Annotated in this window: 18 protein-coding genes; 11 read left to right on the top strand and 7 right to left on the bottom strand. The window is 66.5% G+C overall.

The window, feature by feature from the left end; genetic code table 11:
- Nucleotides 1-31: 31 nt before the first annotated feature.
- Nucleotides 32-796 carry an SOS response-associated peptidase gene (locus WN73_RS41735; protein WP_028175634.1) on the bottom strand — a complete coding sequence of 255 codons (765 nt, stop codon included), beginning with the start codon at nucleotides 794-796 and terminating at the stop codon, nucleotides 32-34.
- Between the two features lie 63 nt (nucleotides 797-859).
- Between WN73_RS41735 and WN73_RS41730 the strand changes: the two genes are divergently transcribed.
- The 4 genes from WN73_RS41730 to WN73_RS41715 all read left to right on the top strand — a co-directional run bounded on the left by WN73_RS41730 (nucleotide 860) and on the right by WN73_RS41715 (nucleotide 2,836).
- Nucleotides 860-1,360, top strand: a complete 501-nt coding sequence (locus tag WN73_RS41730; RefSeq protein ID WP_028175633.1) for a hypothetical protein — start codon at nucleotides 860-862, stop codon at nucleotides 1,358-1,360.
- 3 nt (nucleotides 1,361-1,363) lie between these two features.
- Nucleotides 1,364-1,798, top strand: a complete 435-nt coding sequence (locus WN73_RS41725) for an NUDIX hydrolase (RefSeq protein WP_028175632.1) — start codon at nucleotides 1,364-1,366, stop codon at nucleotides 1,796-1,798.
- Nucleotides 1,799-2,006: 208 nt separating this feature from the next.
- Nucleotides 2,007-2,384, top strand: coding sequence for a TIGR02301 family protein (locus tag WN73_RS41720; RefSeq protein WP_028175631.1), 378 nt, complete (start codon nucleotides 2,007-2,009; stop codon nucleotides 2,382-2,384).
- A gap of 185 nt (nucleotides 2,385-2,569) precedes the next feature.
- Nucleotides 2,570-2,836 carry a hypothetical protein gene (locus tag WN73_RS41715; protein WP_008135624.1) on the top strand — a complete coding sequence of 89 codons (267 nt, stop codon included), beginning with the start codon at nucleotides 2,570-2,572 and terminating at the stop codon, nucleotides 2,834-2,836.
- Between the two features lie 196 nt (nucleotides 2,837-3,032).
- Here WN73_RS41715 and WN73_RS41710 read toward each other — a convergent pair whose 3' ends face one another.
- The 5 genes from WN73_RS41710 to WN73_RS41690 form a co-directional block, all read right to left on the bottom strand.
- Complete coding sequence (locus WN73_RS41710) at nucleotides 3,033-3,353, bottom strand: cupredoxin domain-containing protein (protein WP_028175630.1); 321 nt, start codon at nucleotides 3,351-3,353, stop codon at nucleotides 3,033-3,035.
- Between the two features lie 10 nt (nucleotides 3,354-3,363).
- Nucleotides 3,364-3,897, bottom strand: a complete 534-nt coding sequence (locus WN73_RS41705; RefSeq protein ID WP_028175629.1) for a DUF4142 domain-containing protein — start codon at nucleotides 3,895-3,897, stop codon at nucleotides 3,364-3,366.
- Nucleotides 3,898-3,990: 93 nt separating this feature from the next.
- Nucleotides 3,991-4,695, bottom strand: coding sequence for an RNA polymerase sigma factor (locus WN73_RS41700; RefSeq protein WP_028175628.1), 705 nt, complete (start codon nucleotides 4,693-4,695; stop codon nucleotides 3,991-3,993).
- A gap of 81 nt (nucleotides 4,696-4,776) precedes the next feature.
- Nucleotides 4,777-5,646 (bottom strand): sulfurtransferase, encoded by an 870-nt coding sequence (locus WN73_RS41695; protein WP_028175627.1) that lies wholly within the window; start codon nucleotides 5,644-5,646, stop codon nucleotides 4,777-4,779.
- Between the two features lie 180 nt (nucleotides 5,647-5,826).
- The gene (locus WN73_RS41690; protein WP_028175626.1) at nucleotides 5,827-7,161 is read right to left on the bottom strand and encodes a dihydroorotase; all 1,335 of its coding nucleotides are present in this window, start codon (nucleotides 7,159-7,161) and stop codon (nucleotides 5,827-5,829) included.
- A gap of 101 nt (nucleotides 7,162-7,262) precedes the next feature.
- Here WN73_RS41690 and ygfZ point away from each other — a divergent pair, with 101 nt between their 5' ends.
- The 6 genes from ygfZ to WN73_RS41660 all read left to right on the top strand — a co-directional run bounded on the left by ygfZ (nucleotide 7,263) and on the right by WN73_RS41660 (nucleotide 13,776).
- Complete coding sequence (gene ygfZ, locus WN73_RS41685) at nucleotides 7,263-8,144, top strand: CAF17-like 4Fe-4S cluster assembly/insertion protein YgfZ (RefSeq protein ID WP_028175625.1); 882 nt, start codon at nucleotides 7,263-7,265, stop codon at nucleotides 8,142-8,144.
- Nucleotides 8,141-8,767: a DNA-3-methyladenine glycosylase I gene (locus tag WN73_RS41680; protein WP_011085340.1), complete on the top strand. Its 627-nt coding sequence runs from the start codon at nucleotides 8,141-8,143 to the stop codon at nucleotides 8,765-8,767. The genes ygfZ and WN73_RS41680 overlap by 4 nt, the downstream gene beginning before the upstream one ends.
- Complete coding sequence (locus tag WN73_RS41675; protein ID WP_011085339.1) at nucleotides 8,764-9,378, top strand: YfbR-like 5'-deoxynucleotidase; 615 nt, start codon at nucleotides 8,764-8,766, stop codon at nucleotides 9,376-9,378. The genes WN73_RS41680 and WN73_RS41675 overlap by 4 nt, the downstream gene beginning before the upstream one ends.
- A gap of 141 nt (nucleotides 9,379-9,519) precedes the next feature.
- Nucleotides 9,520-10,026, top strand: coding sequence for a tyrosine phosphatase family protein (locus WN73_RS41670; protein WP_011085338.1), 507 nt, complete (start codon nucleotides 9,520-9,522; stop codon nucleotides 10,024-10,026).
- A gap of 19 nt (nucleotides 10,027-10,045) precedes the next feature.
- Complete coding sequence (locus tag WN73_RS41665; protein WP_028175624.1) at nucleotides 10,046-11,014, top strand: NUDIX hydrolase; 969 nt, start codon at nucleotides 10,046-10,048, stop codon at nucleotides 11,012-11,014.
- 50 nt (nucleotides 11,015-11,064) lie between these two features.
- Entirely contained in the window at nucleotides 11,065-13,776 is a 2,712-nt protein-coding gene (locus tag WN73_RS41660; protein ID WP_271558115.1) for a DUF2339 domain-containing protein, read from the top strand.
- 3 nt (nucleotides 13,777-13,779) lie between these two features.
- Here WN73_RS41660 and WN73_RS41655 read toward each other — a convergent pair whose 3' ends face one another.
- Nucleotides 13,780-15,468, bottom strand: coding sequence for a methyl-accepting chemotaxis protein (locus WN73_RS41655; RefSeq protein WP_161536060.1), 1,689 nt, complete (start codon nucleotides 15,466-15,468; stop codon nucleotides 13,780-13,782).
- Here WN73_RS41655 and WN73_RS41650 point away from each other — a divergent pair.
- Nucleotides 15,443-15,691, top strand: a complete 249-nt coding sequence (locus tag WN73_RS41650; RefSeq protein WP_271558114.1) for a hypothetical protein — start codon at nucleotides 15,443-15,445, stop codon at nucleotides 15,689-15,691. The genes WN73_RS41655 and WN73_RS41650 overlap by 26 nt on opposite strands.
- The last annotated feature ends 8 nt before the right edge of the window (nucleotides 15,692-15,699 follow it).

The raw sequence follows: 15,699 nt of genomic DNA, 5'->3' as shown, positions 1-15,699 counted from the left end.
GACGACAACGGAGTGAATGGCGCCAGCTTGGCTAAAACAACGACCCCTGCCCGTCATCGGATGACGCGGCCGCCGCCTTCCGCGCGACCCTCTTCGGCTTCGACGCCTCCAGCTCCGCCTCCATCTCCTCCGCGCTGATCGGCAAGAGCAGTTGCTCGTCGTCATTGGCGACGCGATTGACGCGGGTGGAGACCGGGTGCCAGGCGAATTCGCCGATGCGCGGGGCGATCATCAGCGGCAGGATCGCGTCAACCTCGTCGCCGCGAACGTCGAGCCAGCGCTCGAAATCGCGCGGGCTGATGGTGACGGGCACGCGGTCATGCAGCGCGGCGAGATCCTTGCTGGCCGCCGCGGTGACGATCGCGACCGTGTCGAGCTCCTCGCCGTTCGGCCCGGCCCAGGTCTCGAACACCGCGGCAAAGCCGAGCGGCGCGCCGTCGGCCCGATGGATGAAGAACGGCTGCTTGCGGCCATCCACCGCCTTCCATTCGTAGTACCCGTCGGCCGGGATCAGGCCGCGCCGCCGGCGAATCGCGCGTTTGAAGGCGGGCTTTTCCAGCACCGTCTCCGAGCGGGCGTTGATCAGGAGCGTAAAGCCTTTGGGATCCTTGACCCAGCCCGGCAGCAGCCCCCAGCGCATCAGGCGGAAATGGCGCGCGCCGTTCTCGACCAGCACGACCGGAATCGGTTGCGTCGGGGCGACATTGTACCGGGGCGGGAAATTCGGCTGCTCGACATAGCCGAACAGTTGCCGCAAAGCCGCGGGGGCCGAAGTTATGACGAAGCGTCCACACATCCTTGGGCGTCTATATAGGGTCCGTTCAGGTCCTTTTAACCCCGAACGTTAACACTGCGGCGAATGAGCTCAATGGCCTCCCAACCCGCGCGGACGCATGTACAGACGGGCCCCGAGGCAGCGGCCTGGGCCGAACGGCTGCGCGTGGCCAACATCAACCCGCGGACCGGGCTTGCCACCGACTATCTCAACCATTTCAATGAAGCGGTGATGCTGCTCGAAATGGTCCCGGATATGCCGGAATGCGCCGAAGACTTTCTGACCTGGTCGCCGCTGTCCTATGCCGAGCATTTCACGGCGTCGAACTTCAAGGCACGCGACCTCGCCGTCGAAGCCTATGAGAAGGCCGATCCCAACGTGCGCGCCCAGTTCGACCACCTCACCGACACGATGACCTCGATTCTCACCGCGGTCGGCTCGGCCATGCGCGAGGTCGAGAAGGACACCACCCGCGTCCGCCTGGCCGAGCAGGCCACCCTCTGGGTCAAGCCGCTGATCGCTGCCTGCGGCGGCATCATCAATGGCGGGGCGGAAGCCGACGTCGACACCATCATGGCAAACTGAGCCGTGTCTGCGGTCGTCCAGCCCACCCATCCCCAGATTGCGGTCAGCGCCGCGATTTTTCGTGATGGCAAGGTGCTTCTCACCCGCCGCGCCCGCTCGCCCGCCAAGGGGTTCTATTCGCTGCCCGGCGGCCGGGTCGAGTTCGGCGAATCGCTGCACCAGGCCCTGGTGCGCGAGGTGAACGAGGAGACCGGGCTCGCCATCGAGATCATTGGCCTTGCCGGCTGGCGCGAGGTGCTGCCGGCCACGGCCGGCGCCGGCCACTACCTGATCATGTCCTTTGCCGCCCGCTGGGCGGCCCGGGAGCCGGTTTTGAACGACGAGCTCGACGACTACCGCTGGATCGCCCCCGATGCCCTGGCGAGCCTCGGCGACCTCAAGCTGACCGGGGGGCTGGAGGAGGTCATTCAGTCCGCCCACCGGTTGATCGGGACATAGTCGGCGCGGCAAACGCCGCTGCACCTCTCCCGCTTGCGGGAGAGGTCGGAGCGAAGCGACGGGTGAGGGATCTTTCCTCTTGGGGATTATCGCCCGCGGAGACACCCCCTCCCCACCCCTCCCCCGCAAGCGGGAGAGGGAGCGCACGTTCGCTGCGCCCCTAACGTTGCCTTGCGCCCGCCGCCCTGAGGGGGCATACACCCCGCCGATGTCCACGCGATTTCTGGCCATTTTTGCCCTGATCCTCGCCTGCGCCTCGGTGCCCACGAGGGCCCAGGACGTGGCGGCGCCGTTTGACGCCGATTTGCAGCGGCTGGCGGAGATCCTCGGCGGCCTGCACTATCTGCGCGGCATTTGCGGGTCCAACGAGGGCAACAAATGGCGCAGCGAGATGCAGGCGCTGATCGATGCCGAAACCCCCTCCGGAGAGCGCCGCACCCGCATGATCGCCGCCTTCAACCGCGGCTATAACGGCTTCCAGCAGACCTACCGGAGCTGCACGCCGGCCGCCACCGTCGCGATCCGCCGCTACATCGAGGAAGGCTCGAAGATCTCGCGCGATCTCACGGCGCGCTACGCGAACTGATCTCGCCGTCATTCCGGGGCGCGCGTAGCGCGAGCCCGGAATGACGGCGACGGGAACCCTGTCATCGTCTTTGTTCACAGCCATTAACCGTTCTTAAAGATGTGGCCTAGCGGGCGTTAATGCGCGTGCTACACCACTCGCACAGCGCATCGCCGTGGATCGCGCCCCAGCCCTGATCGAGTTTCATGAGCCAGCCGATTTCCTACGCCCCCGCCCGCGCGCCGCTGCCCGACCACGAGCAGAAACAGGCCGCACTGAGCTATCTCAACGAGGCCTGGGCCGAGGCGCGCCATGACGGCGTCGACGGCGACTGCCTGGCGCAGGCGAGCCTGTTTGCGGCCTTTGCCGAGCTCGTCGGCACCTATGGCGAGGACGCGGTAGCGAAGTTCGTCGAGGGCTTTCCCGGCCGGATCCGCAACGGCGAATTCTCCGTCGACATCTCCCGGCAGTAAGCGCCTTTTCGAAAATGACCCCGCCACGCGGGCGGGGCCAGTTGACGGATGAATGACTTGGCGAACGGGATCTGGTGAACAGGTTCGCGAAGTCTGCTGCGTTTATCGCACGGAAGCCCGCTCCCCCGGACAAGCATTAGTCTCGCGATGACCGGGAGATATTCCCGCCACGATTGGGAATGCACTCCCGCCTCCCTCACGGCTCGACCTTGAGCGTCGCTTTCATGTTGGGATGATAGCGGCAGTAATAGTCGACCGCTCCCACCTTCTTCAGAACGAACGTCGCCGATTTCTCGGGCTGCAACGTCACGTCGAAATCGCCGTTCTTCGCGGTGGCGGTGTGGGCGAAGACGTCCTTGTTGACCCACCTGATGGTGTCCCCGACCTTCGCCGACACCTCAGTCGGTGAGATCACGAGATTCTCCATCGTGATCTCGATGGTCGCCGCGTGCGCCGGGACGGCCATCGGCAGGAAGATGATCGCAAGCGCGATCGAAGCGAGGCGTCCCGGCTTCATCCCACGCTCCCTATTTCAGCTCGGCCGCGACGTGCTCGGCGTGCTGCTGATGGCCCTGGAAAATCTTCAGGCCGGTCTGCAACAGGCTCTTCAGCTCCGCATTGTTCGCCGACGGAATCAGCTGGGTCTCCAGCGCACCATTGACCGCCTTGTGGTAGGCGACCTCGTTGACGACATAGGCCTTGTCGAAGGCCGCGCCGCTCAGCTTGTCGAGCTCAGCCAGCTTGTCACTCGCCTGCTTCGACAGCGCCTTGCTGGTGTCGTTGTCCTCGGGCGTGACGTTCAGCTTCTTGACCAGCGCGAGCGCCTGCTTGTTGACGGCCTCGTGGTCGCGCAGCATGTCCTCGGCAAACGCCTTGACGTCCTTGTTCTGCGCCTTTTTCTGCGCCTGCTTGGCGGCGTTGATGTCGATCACGCCCGCGGTATAGGCGATATGGGCGATCTGCGGATCGGTCGGCTTGTCGGCTGCGCCGGCGCCTTGCAGCAGCGCGGGGCTCGACAACAAGATTGCTGCGGCGAAAGCCGCGCTCCGTCGAATGAACATGGTTTGACACTCCTGTGCTGCCGGACGGGGTCCGCCGGCGCGTTGCTTCACAGGTGTTGGATGGGAATTTCGCGCAAGCGTTCCCGAAAAACTTCAGCCGCCGACGCCGAGCCGCTTCAGCACCGACACGGTCAGGCGCTCGCAGCGCCAGCCCGCGAACGGGAACGCATCCATCATCACCGGACCGATCTCCTTCTCGACGTTCTCACGCAGCATGGTGCGGGCGCGGTGCAACCGCGTCTTCACGGTTTCGGGCTTCACGCCGAGCAGATCGGCGGTCTCCTCGATGTTCATGCCCTCCATGACGCGTGCGACGAAGACCATGCGGAAGACATCCGGCAACTCGTCGATTGCGCGTTCGACGACGCGCTGGATTTCACGTTGGGCCATGGTCCTTTCCGGATCGCCTGCGGGTGAGACGGGAAATTTGATGATCTGCGCCTCGAGCGCGGCTTCGGGCACCGAGCCGAGCTCGACATGGGGCCTGGCACTTCGCGCCCGGCCGAGCGCTTCGTTGATGGCGATGCGCGACAGCCAGGTCGACAACCCGGATTCCCCGCGAAAGCCATCGAGATGGGTAAAGGCGCGGACATAGGTTTCCTGCACCACATCTTCGGCTTCGCTGTCGCTGCGCAGAATGCCGCGCGCGAGGCGGTAGAGCCTGCGGTTGTTGGCCTGCATGATCTCGCGGAGCGCGGACTCGTCGCGGCCTCGCGCACGATCGACCAGTTCCGCCTCCGAGGCCCTGAATTCTGAAGTCTTGGCGCCGGCGGACAGGCCGGCTGCGGTCCGTTGCATTGCGGTCACCTGCTTGTCTCCATTGGTTCCAGACATTGGATGCTGGCCCAAGGGAAAGGTTCCCAACTTTCTTACCTTCCCCTAGTCGGTCTCGATCGGCAGCGACGGATCCCTCGCCCATTCGCCCATCGAGGCGTCGTAAAGCGTCAGCTTGTCGAAGCCGAGCTGCGTCAGCAGCAACAGGTCGATCGTCGCCGAGATGCCACCGCCGCAATAACAGATCACGCTCTTGTCACGCGTAACGCCCTGGGCGGCGAATTTCGCTTCGGCATCCGCAAGGCTCGTCAGCGTCTTGTCCGCATTAGTGAGCGTTGCGGCTGATACGTTGACGCTGCCGGGAACTCGGCCGGGCCGGCCGTAGCGGCTCGGCTCGAGGCCGCGATGAAACTGCGGCCCGAGCGCATTGACGATCACGGTCGCGGGATCGCCGATCCGCGCCTTCACGACATTCTTGTCGACGAAGAAGCCCGCGCGCGGTGTGGCCTTGAAGGTCGTGGCGGGGTAGCCCTGCGGTGTGCCGGTCTCGACCGGTCGCCCCTCTTCCTTCCATTTGTCGAAACCGCCGTCGAGCACAAGCGCGTCGACGCCGAGCGAGCGCAGCATCCACCAGAACCGCGTCGCCCACATCATCGTGCCGATGCTGTAGAGCACGATGGTCTTGGACGCATCGAGGCCGTGGCGGCCGAAGGCGGCTTCGAGTTGGGCCACACCGGGCATCATGAAGAACTGCTGCGCGGAGGCGTCGGAGAACTCGCCCTGAAGATCGAGGAAATCGGCGCCGGGGATGTGGCCCGCCGCGAAGGTCTTGTCGCCGGGCACCGCGCGATACGGCACGTCGCTGCCTGGCGGCACCGGTTCGTTGTAGGTCGTGCAGTCGTAGAGGTGTAAGGCGGGATCGCCGAGGATGGCGGCGAGTTGTTCGGTGGAGATGAGGGGTGCCGGTTGGGGCATGCGATGACCTCTCCAACGTCGTCCTGGCGAAAGCCAGGACCCATTACCACAGCACTATATGGCTGCGGGCAGATCTGGCCACCAGTCTTCGCAACAATATCCGGTCGGGGTTATGGGTCCTGGCTTTCGCCAGGACGACACCGAGTCTGAGGCACGCACCGTGCCGCGGCGCGCCAAGGCCTACGCCTTCAGCGTCTCCAGAAACCGCACCGGCTCGCCTTGCGATGGCGTCACCAGCTCGCCCTGCCACATCACGCGGCGGCCGCGGATGAAGGTGCCGACGGGCCAACCCGTGACGCGAACGCCGTCGTAAGGGGTCCAGCCGGCCTTGGATGCCACCCATTTGTTGGTGATGGTTTCGCTGCGCTTCAAGTCGACGACGGTGAAATCGGCGTCGTAACCGGCCGCGATGCGGCCCTTGCAGGCCATGTTGTAGAGGCGCGCGGGGCCGGCGCTGGTGAGATCGACAAACCGCGCCAGCGACAGGCGGCCGGCGTTGACGTGATCGAGCATGAGCGGCACCAGCGTCTGCACGCCGGTCATGCCCGAGGGCGAAGCGGGATAGGTCTTCTGCTTTTCTTCCAGCGTATGCGGGGCGTGATCGGAGCCGAGCACGTCGATGATGCCCTGCTCGATGCCGCGCCAGATGCCGGCGCGGTGATCGGCCCCGCGCACCGGCGGGTTCATCTGCGCCAGCGTGCCGAGCCGCTCGTAGCATTCGGGCGCGACCAGCGTGAGATGATGCGGCGTCGCCTCGCAGGATGCGACGTCCTTGTGGTCGCGCAAGAACTCGATCTCTTCCTTGGTCGAGATGTGCAGCACGTGGATGCGCTTGCCCGTCTCATGCGCGAGCTTGACCAGGCGCTGCGTCGCCATCAGCGCCGCGGTCTCGTCGCGCCAGACCGGATGCGAGCGCGGATCGCCCTCGATGCGCAGCGGCTTGCGCTCGTTGAGGCGGTATTCGTCCTCGGCGTGGAACGCGGCGCGGCGGCGGATCACCTGGAAGATGCGGCGCAGGCTCTCGTCGTCCTCCACCAGCAGCGCGCCGGTCGAGGAGCCGATGAACACTTTGACGCCCGCGCAGCCGGGCGCGCGCTCCAGCACCGGCAGGTCCTGCACGTTCTCGCGGGTGCCGCCGATGAAGAAGGCGAAGTCGCAGTGCATACGATGATGGGCGCGCTTCACCTTGTCGGTGAAGCTGGCCTCGGTCACGGTCAAGGGCGACGTGTTCGGCATCTCGAACACGGCGGTGACGCCGCCCATCACGGCGCTGCGCGAGCCGGTCTCGAGGTCTTCCTTCTGCTCCAGCCCGGGCTCGCGAAAATGCACCTGCGTGTCCATCACGCCGGGCAGGATGTGCAGGCCCTTGCAGTCGATCACCTCGGCGGCGGAGGCTTGCGACAGCGCGCCGATCTCGGCGATGCGGCCGCCCGCAATGCCGATGTCGCGCAGGCCTTCGCCGTCCTGGTTGACGACAGTGCCGCCCCTGAGGATCACATCGAAACGCTGGGTCATGGCTGAAGGCCCCTCTCATCCCCAAGCGCAGGGCTCGAGGTCTTGTCGTTTATGCGCTGCGGGCTTACGTTCCGGAGCAACATGTCGCAAGAGATTTTCTCATGAAATCAGCGTTTCTTCCCGACCGGGGCGTGGTCAAGGTCGCGGGCGAGGATGCGCGCAACTTCCTCAACGGCCTCGTCACGACCGACCTCGACAGGCTGAAGCCGGGCCTGGGGCGATTCGGCGCGCTGCTGACGCCGCAGGGCAAGATCATCGTCGATTTCCTGATCACGGAGGTGCCGGCCGGCCATGGCGGCGGGTTCCTGATCGACTGCCCCAAAGCGCTGGCCGAGGGCCTCGCGACCAAGCTGAAATTCTACAAGCTGCGCGCCAAGGTCACCGTGGAAAACCTCTCCGACGATCTCGGCGTGCTCGCCGCCTGGGACGGCGCGCTCGCGGCCCAGCCGGACCTTGCCTTCGCCGATCCGCGCCATGACGGGCTCGGCTACCGCATCCTGATCCCCGAGGATCTCAAGCAGAAGCTGTCCGACCTCATCGGCGCCGAGCTGGTCGACGCGGCCGCCTATGAGGCACATCGCATCGCGCTTGGCGTGCCGCGCGGCGGGCTCGACTTCATGTACAGCGATGCGTTCCCGCACGAGACCAATATGGACCGCCTCGCCGGCGTCGATTTCGACAAGGGTTGCTATGTCGGCCAGGAGGTCGTCTCGCGCATGCAGCATCGCGGCACCGCGCGCACCCGCAGCGTCAAGGTGCTGCTCGATGGACCCTCGCCCGAGATTGGTGCTGCCATTCTCGCCGGCGACAAGCCGGTCGGCACCATTGGCTCTTCTGCCGACGGCAAGGGCATCGCGCTGGTGCGCATCGACCGCGTCGCCGACGCGCTCGATGCCGGCCAGCCGCTCACGGCCGGCGGACTTGCCTTGACGCTCGCCGAACCTGAAGTCGTACGCATTCCAGCCAAGCAGCCCACCGCATGAGCCGCGCCCCTCGCCTGCATCCCGACGGCCTGACCCGCTGCCCCTGGCCCGGCGAAGATCCGCTCTATGTCGCCTATCACGACACCGAGTGGGGCGTGCCTGAATATGACGACCGCGCACTGTACGAGAAGCTGATCCTCGATGGCTTCCAGGCCGGCCTGTCCTGGATCACGATTTTGCGCAAGCGCGACAATTTCCGCAAGGCCTTCGACGATTTCCAGCCGGAGAAGATCGCGCGCTACAATGCCAAGAAGGTGCACGCGCTGATGAACGATGCCGGCATCGTGCGCAACCGCGCCAAGATCGACGGCGCGATCCTGAGTGCGAAGTCCTATCTGGACATCATGGAGAAGGGGCCGGGCTTCTCGAAGCTGCTGTGGGACTTCATGGACGGAAGGCCCAAGGTCAACAACTTCAAGACCACGGCGAGCGTGCCGGCCTCCACGCCGCTGTCGGTGCAGATCTCCAAGGAGCTGTCCTCGCGCGGCTTCAAGTTCGTCGGCCCGACCATCGTCTACGCCTTCATGCAGGCGACCGGCATGGTCAACGACCATCTCGTCGACTGCCATTGTCACGCAAGCTGCGGCAAGACGCAGCGCAAGCCGCGCCTCAAGGTCAAATGAGCGCGAAGAAGTCGGCACGCGGCGCGGAGTCCCGCGCCTGGCAGCGCATGCTGTCGGGCCGGCGGCTCGATCTGCTCGATCCCTCTCCGCTCGACATCGAGATCGCCGACATCGCGCATGGGCTGGCGCGCGTGGCGCGCTGGAACGGGCAGACGACAGGCGCGCACATCTTCTCGGTCGCGCAGCACACGCTGCTGGTGGAGACCGTGATGCGGCACGAAACGCCGCGCGTGGACCAGCGCGTGCGGCTCGCAGCCCTGCTGCACGACGCGCCCGAATACGTGATCGGCGACATGATCTCGCCGTTCAAGGCCGTGCTCGACGGCCACTACAAGGCGGTCGAGAAGCGCCTGCTCGGCGCCATCCACATCCGCTTCGGCCTGCCGCCGGTGCTGCCCGACGAGATCACGCTGGCCATCAAGGCCGCCGATCGCGGCGCGGCTTATCTGGAAGCGACCGAGCTTGCCGGCTTCAGCGATGCCGAGGCGAGGCGCCTGTTCGGCAAGGATCCCGGCCTGCCCGACAGCGTCCGGCGCGACTATCTCACGCCCTGGACGGCGGCGCGGGCCGAGAAGCAGTTCCTGGAGCGGTTTGGCGCGGTGTTTGCGTAGCATCATCCCTTCGTAGGGTGGGCAAAGCGAAACGTGCCCACCAAACAAGGCGAGATGAGCGCAGTTGCGAAATGGAGGGCACAGCGCGATGCGCCTTTGCCCACCCTACAGCCGCGGCTATAATCAACGAAAAGGTCCGCCATGATCCACGTCTGTTCCCTCGCCGCGCTTCCCGAAACCGTCCGCCTCACCGGGGCCAGCCACGTGCTGACCGTGATGGCCAATGTCGAGCAGGTGGCGCGGCCGGTGTCGGTGCTGCCGGCCAACCATCTCAAGGTGTCGATGGACGACATCACCGAGGAGATGGACGGCTTTGTCGCGCCGTCGGAGGCCCATATCGACCAGGTGCTGAACTTCGTGCGCCGCTGGGAACGCAGCGCGCCGCTGGTGGTGCATTGCTACGCCGGCATCAGCCGCTCCACCGCGAGCGCCTTCGCCGCGGCCTGCGCCCTCAATCCGCATCGCGACGAGATCGAGATCGCGAAGAAGATCCGCGCGGCCTCGCCGATCGCATCGCCGAACCGGCGCATCGTCGGCCTCGCCGACCGCGCGCTGGGACGCGAGGGCCGCATGCTGCGCGCGCTCGACGAGATGGGCCCGGGCGCGATGATGGTCGAAGGTCGCCCCTTCGTGATCGAGCTCGAATGACAGCAGCGAAGTCAGCCGCATGAGCGAGACGCTGCTGACGCCGATCGAGATCGGCCTGACCGCCGCGATCGTCGCGATCGAAGACCATGAACCACTGATCCTCACCGCGCGCGGCAGCGACGGCCTGGCGGGCCTGCCGTTCGGCCCGTTCGATGCGCTGAGCCATCGGACCTTCGAGATCGGCCTGCGCGCCTGGGTCGAGGAGCAGGCGGGCTTGCGGCTCGGCTATGTCGAGCAGCTCTATACGTTCGGCGATCGCGGCCGTCATGCGGAGGCCGGCGACACCGGCGCGCATATGGTGTCGATCGGATATCTCGCACTCACCCGCGCCGTCGACGGCGAACTCGCAGCAACCGGGGCGAGCTTCGAGCCGTGGTATCGCTTTCTCCCCTGGGAGGACTGGCGCGAGGAGCCGCCGGCGATCATCGCCCGCGACATCATCCCGGCGCTGACGACATGGGCGGAACAGGAGACGCCGGAGACGACGCGCGCATTGCCGCGCAGGGACCGCGTGCGGTTCTATTTCGGCCTCGATGGCGCGCCCTGGGACGAGGAGCGCGTGCTCGACCGCTACGAGCTGCTCTATGAGGCCGGGCTGATCGAGGAGGCGCGGCGCGACGGCCGACCTGCGGCATTAGCACGCAAGGCGCTTCCCGCACTCGGCACCTCCATGCGGTTCGATCATCGCCGGATCCTCGCCACCGCGATCGCGCGGCTGCGCGCAAAACTGAAGTATCGTCCTGTGGTCTTTGAACTTTTGCCCGCCGAGTTCACACTCACCGAATTGCAGCATACGGTGGAGGCGATCTCCGGCCGGCACCTGCACAAGCAGAATTTCCGCCGCCTGGTCGAAACGGAAGCCCTGGTCGAACCGACCGGCGTGATGTCGACACAGACTGGCGGACGGCCGGCGGCGCTCTACCGCTTCCGCCGCGACGTGCTCCAGGAGCGGCCCGCGCCGGGCTTGCGCATGCGCTCCCGGCGCTAGATACGACATTTGCGCGATCGGCCCCTGCCCGCCGGTTGCCTGGAGGCTTCATGTTCGACGGCCCGTTTGACGTCTTTGCGCTGATCATTGCGATCATCGCCTTCCTGATCGCGATCAAGGCCTCCAACCAGGCGGCCGAGCTGCGCCGCCGGCTGAGCTCGCTCGAAGAGATGGTTTACGCGCAACGGCGGGTGCAGCCGCCGCCGCTGATGCCCGCACCGGTGCAGGCTGAAGCGCCCGCGACAACTCCGGCCGAGCCACCGCCGCTCGCGCCCGAGGCCGAGGCGCCGCCGCCGCTCGTCACCGAAGTGGCTGCGCCGCCACCGCTCGAAGCGGGCACCGGAGCCGATGCACCGCCTCCGCTGCCGGCGCCGGCGCTTGATATTAGAGAGCCTGGCTTCGAGGAGCGTCTCGGCACGCGCTGGGTGGTGTGGATCGGCGGCCTTGCGCTCGCGCTCGGCGGCTTCTTCATGGTGCGCTATTCGATCGAGGCCGGCCTCGTCGGCCCCGGCGTGCGCGTGTTCCTCGGCGGCCTGTTCGCAGCCGCGCTGCTCGGCGCCGGCGAATGGTCGCGGCGCAAGGAGAGCATCTCCAACATCGCGGCGCTGCCGATCGCCAATATTCCCGCGATCCTCACCGCGGCCGGCACGGCCGTGGCGTTCGCGACCATCTATGCCGCCTACGCGCTCTATGGCTTCCTCGTGCCTGCGACCGCCTTCGTGCTGCTCGGCCTCGTCGCACTCGGCACGCTTGCCGCCGCCCTGCTGCACGGGCCCGCGCTCGCCGGCCTCGGCGTGGTCGGCGCGTTCGTGACCCCGCTCCTCGTCTCCAGCGGCAAGCCGGACTATTGGGCGCTCTACATCTATCTTGCGATCGTCACCGCCGCGAGCTTCGGCCTTGCCCGCATCCGGCTGTGGCGCTGGCTTGCGGTGACCACGATCGCCTTCGCTGTGCTCTGGATCTTCCCGGGTCTGGACACCAGTGACGTGCAGGTCGCGCCGCACGCCTTCCATGCGATCGCGGGATTCGTGCTGGCTGCGCTGCTCGTCGTCTGCGGCTTCATGTTCGGGCCCAGCATCGAGGACGGCGAAATCGAGCCGGTGTCGTCGAGCTCGCTCGGCGCCTATCTGTTCGGCGCGATGCTGATCGTGCTGTCGAGCGCGCATGCGGATCTGGCGCTGATCGCCTTCACGCTTCTCGTCGGTGCGACGCTGTTCGTCGCCTGGCGCGCGCCGGCAGCGACCGGCGCGCTGGGCGCGGCCGCGGCGACCGTCTTCATCGTGTTCGCCGAGTGGGCGGTGCGCGCCAATCCCGACATGCTGGTGCTGCCCGGCGGCCCCTTGCCCGGCATCGGACCGGTCGCGACCGACAGCTCTGTGACGCTGCATCTGGTGATGGCTGCGATCTTCGCCGCCGGCTTCGGCATGGCCGGCTTTTTCGCGCAGGGCCGCTCGAACTCGGCGATCATTCCGGTGGTGTGGTCGGCGGCGGGTGTCGCCACGCCAATTGCGATCCTCGTTGCGCTTTATGCGCGCATTGCCCATCTGGATCGCTCGATCCCGTTCGCGATCCTCGCGGTGCTGCTTGCCGCCGCCTTTGGCGCCGCCACCGAAGCGCTTGCGCGCCGCGAAGATCGGCCGGGGGCTGCGACCTCCGTCGCGCTGTTCGCGACCGGCACGCTCGGCGCGCTGGCGCTGGCGCTGACCTTCGCGCTCGAGAAGGGCTGGCTCACGATTGCACTGGCGCTGATGTCGCTCGGCACCGCCTGGATCTCGCTGCAGCGCCCGATCCCGGTCCTGCGCCGGCTCGCGGCCATTTTCGCCGCGATCGTCACCGCGCGCATCGTCTATGATCCGCGCATCGTCGGCGATGCCGTCGGCACGACGCCGATCTTCAATTGGCTGCTATGGGGCTACGGCCTGCCGGCGGCCTCGTTCTGGGGCGCGAGCATCTTCCTGCGCCGCCGCGCTGACGACGCGCCGCTGCGCGTGGTGGAAGCCGCCGCGATCCTGTTCACCGCGCTGCTCGCCTTCATGGAGATCCGGCACTTTGCGACTGGAGGCCAGATGACGTCTGCGCCGTCGCTGCTCGAATGCGCGCTGCAAGTCTGCGTCGCGTTCGCCATGGCGATCGGGCTGGAACGGCTGAGGCTGCGCAGCCGCAGTATCGTGCACAATGTCGGCGCGGTGGTGCTCACGGCCATCGGCGGGCTCATCAGCGTGTTCGGCCTACTGATCCTGGAGAACCCGCTGCTGTGGCATATCGACGTCGGCGGCGCCGTGTTCAACCTGCTGCTGCTCGGCTACGCGCTGCCGGCGGTGCTGATGCTGCTGCTGTCCTATGCGGTGGTCGGCGAGCGTGGCAAGGCCTATGCCAACACCATCGCTGGCGGCGCGCTCGTGTTCGCGCTCGCCTATGTCACGCTGGAGATCCGCCGCTTCTATCACGGCCCGATCCTGTCCAGCGGCGAGACGACGGGGGCAGAGCAATACACCTACTCGATCGGCTGGCTCGCCTTCGGCGTGGTGCTGCTCGGCGTCGGCATCCTCGTCAACTCGGAGCGCGCGCGGCTTGCATCCGCCGCCGTCATCGCGCTGACGATCCTGAAGGCCTTCGTGATCGACATGTCGACGCTGACAGGCGTTTACCGCGCGCTGTCGTTCATGTGCCTCGGCGTCGTGCTGGTCGCGATCGGATGGCTCTACCAGCGCATCCTGTTCCGGCGGCAGGCTCCGCCGCCGGCTCCACAGACGGGAAGTTGAAGATCAGGCCGCGCGGACCGAATCCAGGAACTGCGCGACCTCGACCTTGAGGCGCGTGCTGTCGGTCGCCAGCGATTTCGCCGCCGACAGCACTTCGGTCGAGGCCTCGCCGGTCTCGATCGCACCGCGCTGCACGTCGGTGATGTTCGCCGAGACCTCCTGCGTGCCGACCGAGGCCTGCTGGACGTTGCGCGAGATCTCCTGCGTGGCGGCGCCCTGCTCCTCGACCGCCGCGGCGATCGCCGCGGACACTTCGGACAGCCGCTCGATGGTGCCGCCGATCTCCTGGATGGCGCTGACGGATTCCTGCGTTGCCGCCTGGATCCCCGAAACCTGGGCCCCGATCTCGCCGGTCGCCTTCGCGGTCTGCTCGGCCAATGCCTTGACCTCGGAGGCGACGACCGCAAAGCCGCGGCCGGCCTCGCCGGCGCGCGCCGCCTCGATGGTCGCGTTCAGCGCCAGCAAATTGGTCTGGCCTGCGATCGTGTTGATGAGCTCGACGACGTCGCCGATGCGGGAGGCGGCCTGCGACAGCGCGTTGACGCGCTCGTTGGTCCGCGCCGCCTGCTCGACGGCTTCCGCCGCCATCCGCGCCGAATCCTGCACGCGGCGGCTGATCTCGGTGATCGAGGACGACAGCTCCTCCGATGCGGAGGCCACGGCCTGGACGTTGGTGGAGGCTTCCTCGGAGGCTGCCGCCACGACGGTCGCGAGCTCCTGCCCACGCCGCGCGGTGCTGGTCAACGTCGACGCCGACGCCTCGAGCTCGGTCGAGGCCGAGGAGACGGTGCCGACGACTTCGCCGATCATGGCTTCGAACTTGCGGGTAATGGCATCGACACGGCGGCCGCGCTCGATCTTGGCTTCGGCGTCGGCGGCGGCGGCCTCGTCGGCAGCCTTCTTGGCGATCAGCGCTTCCTTGAATATCTGGAGCGCATCCGCCATCGAGCCGATCTCGGTCTTCTCGCCGCGATGCGGCACCTCGGCCGAAAGGTCGCCCTCGCCGAGCGACTGCATCGGACGGATGATCGAGGCAATGCCACGCGAAACGTCGCGCACGAGATAATAGGCGGCGGCGATCGCAATCACGACCGAGAACACGATGATGCCGACCAGCACGCGGAAGATCATGGCGTAGCTGTCGGCCGCCTGCTTGGTCTCCAGCTCTGCACCCCGGTTGTTGAGCTCGATGCCCTTCTGGAGCAACGGATCGGCCGCCTGGGCCATCTTGGCGACCTTGGTCTGCAACAGCTCGTTGGCCTCGGTCGGGAAACGACCGACGCTCTTGCGCGACAGCGCCATCACGTCCTGCACGCCGTTCAGATACTCGGCCCACGCCTTGGTCCATTGCCCGTAGAGCGAGCGCTCCTCGGCGGTCGTGATCAGCGGCTCGTAGACCTTGCGCGTCTGGTCGATGCGCCCCTGCAGCGAGGCGAGGCGCTTCTCGGCCGCATCCTTGCCTTCCGCGCTGTCCTGCATCAGATGCAGACGGAGCGCGACGCGCAGCTCATTGATGTCGGCGCGAAGCGAACCGAGCGCGCGCACGCTCGGCAGCCAGCTCTCCGCGATCTCGACCGTATGCGCATTGATGTTCTGCATGGTGCCGATCGCGGTCACGCCGACGCCGGCGAGTGACAGCACGAGGACCGACAACACGGCCAGAAGCTTGAAGACGATCGACAACTTCGACATCACGACAAATCCCGATGATACCCGGCAACGCGTGAATCACCTGCGCCGCAATCGTCGCGACGGACGACAGGGCGGAAGTCAATTCATCGATGCTGGCTGGTTCTTATCCCATGAGATTGCGCCTAATAGTCGCAAACAGGCGTTAACAGGAACCTACGTAAAATTACGGGACCGCCCGCGTCGTCGTTATTTTCCCTGCAACTATCTGTTGCGGCAGCACTGATATCTCGT

It is taken from the genome of Bradyrhizobium sp. CCBAU 45394 (assembly GCF_028128655.1).
GTDB lineage: Bacteria > Pseudomonadota > Alphaproteobacteria > Rhizobiales > Xanthobacteraceae > Bradyrhizobium > Bradyrhizobium diazoefficiens.
The sequence above is the reverse complement of the archived record's forward strand: the minus strand, read 5'-3'. Positions and strand labels throughout refer to the sequence as shown.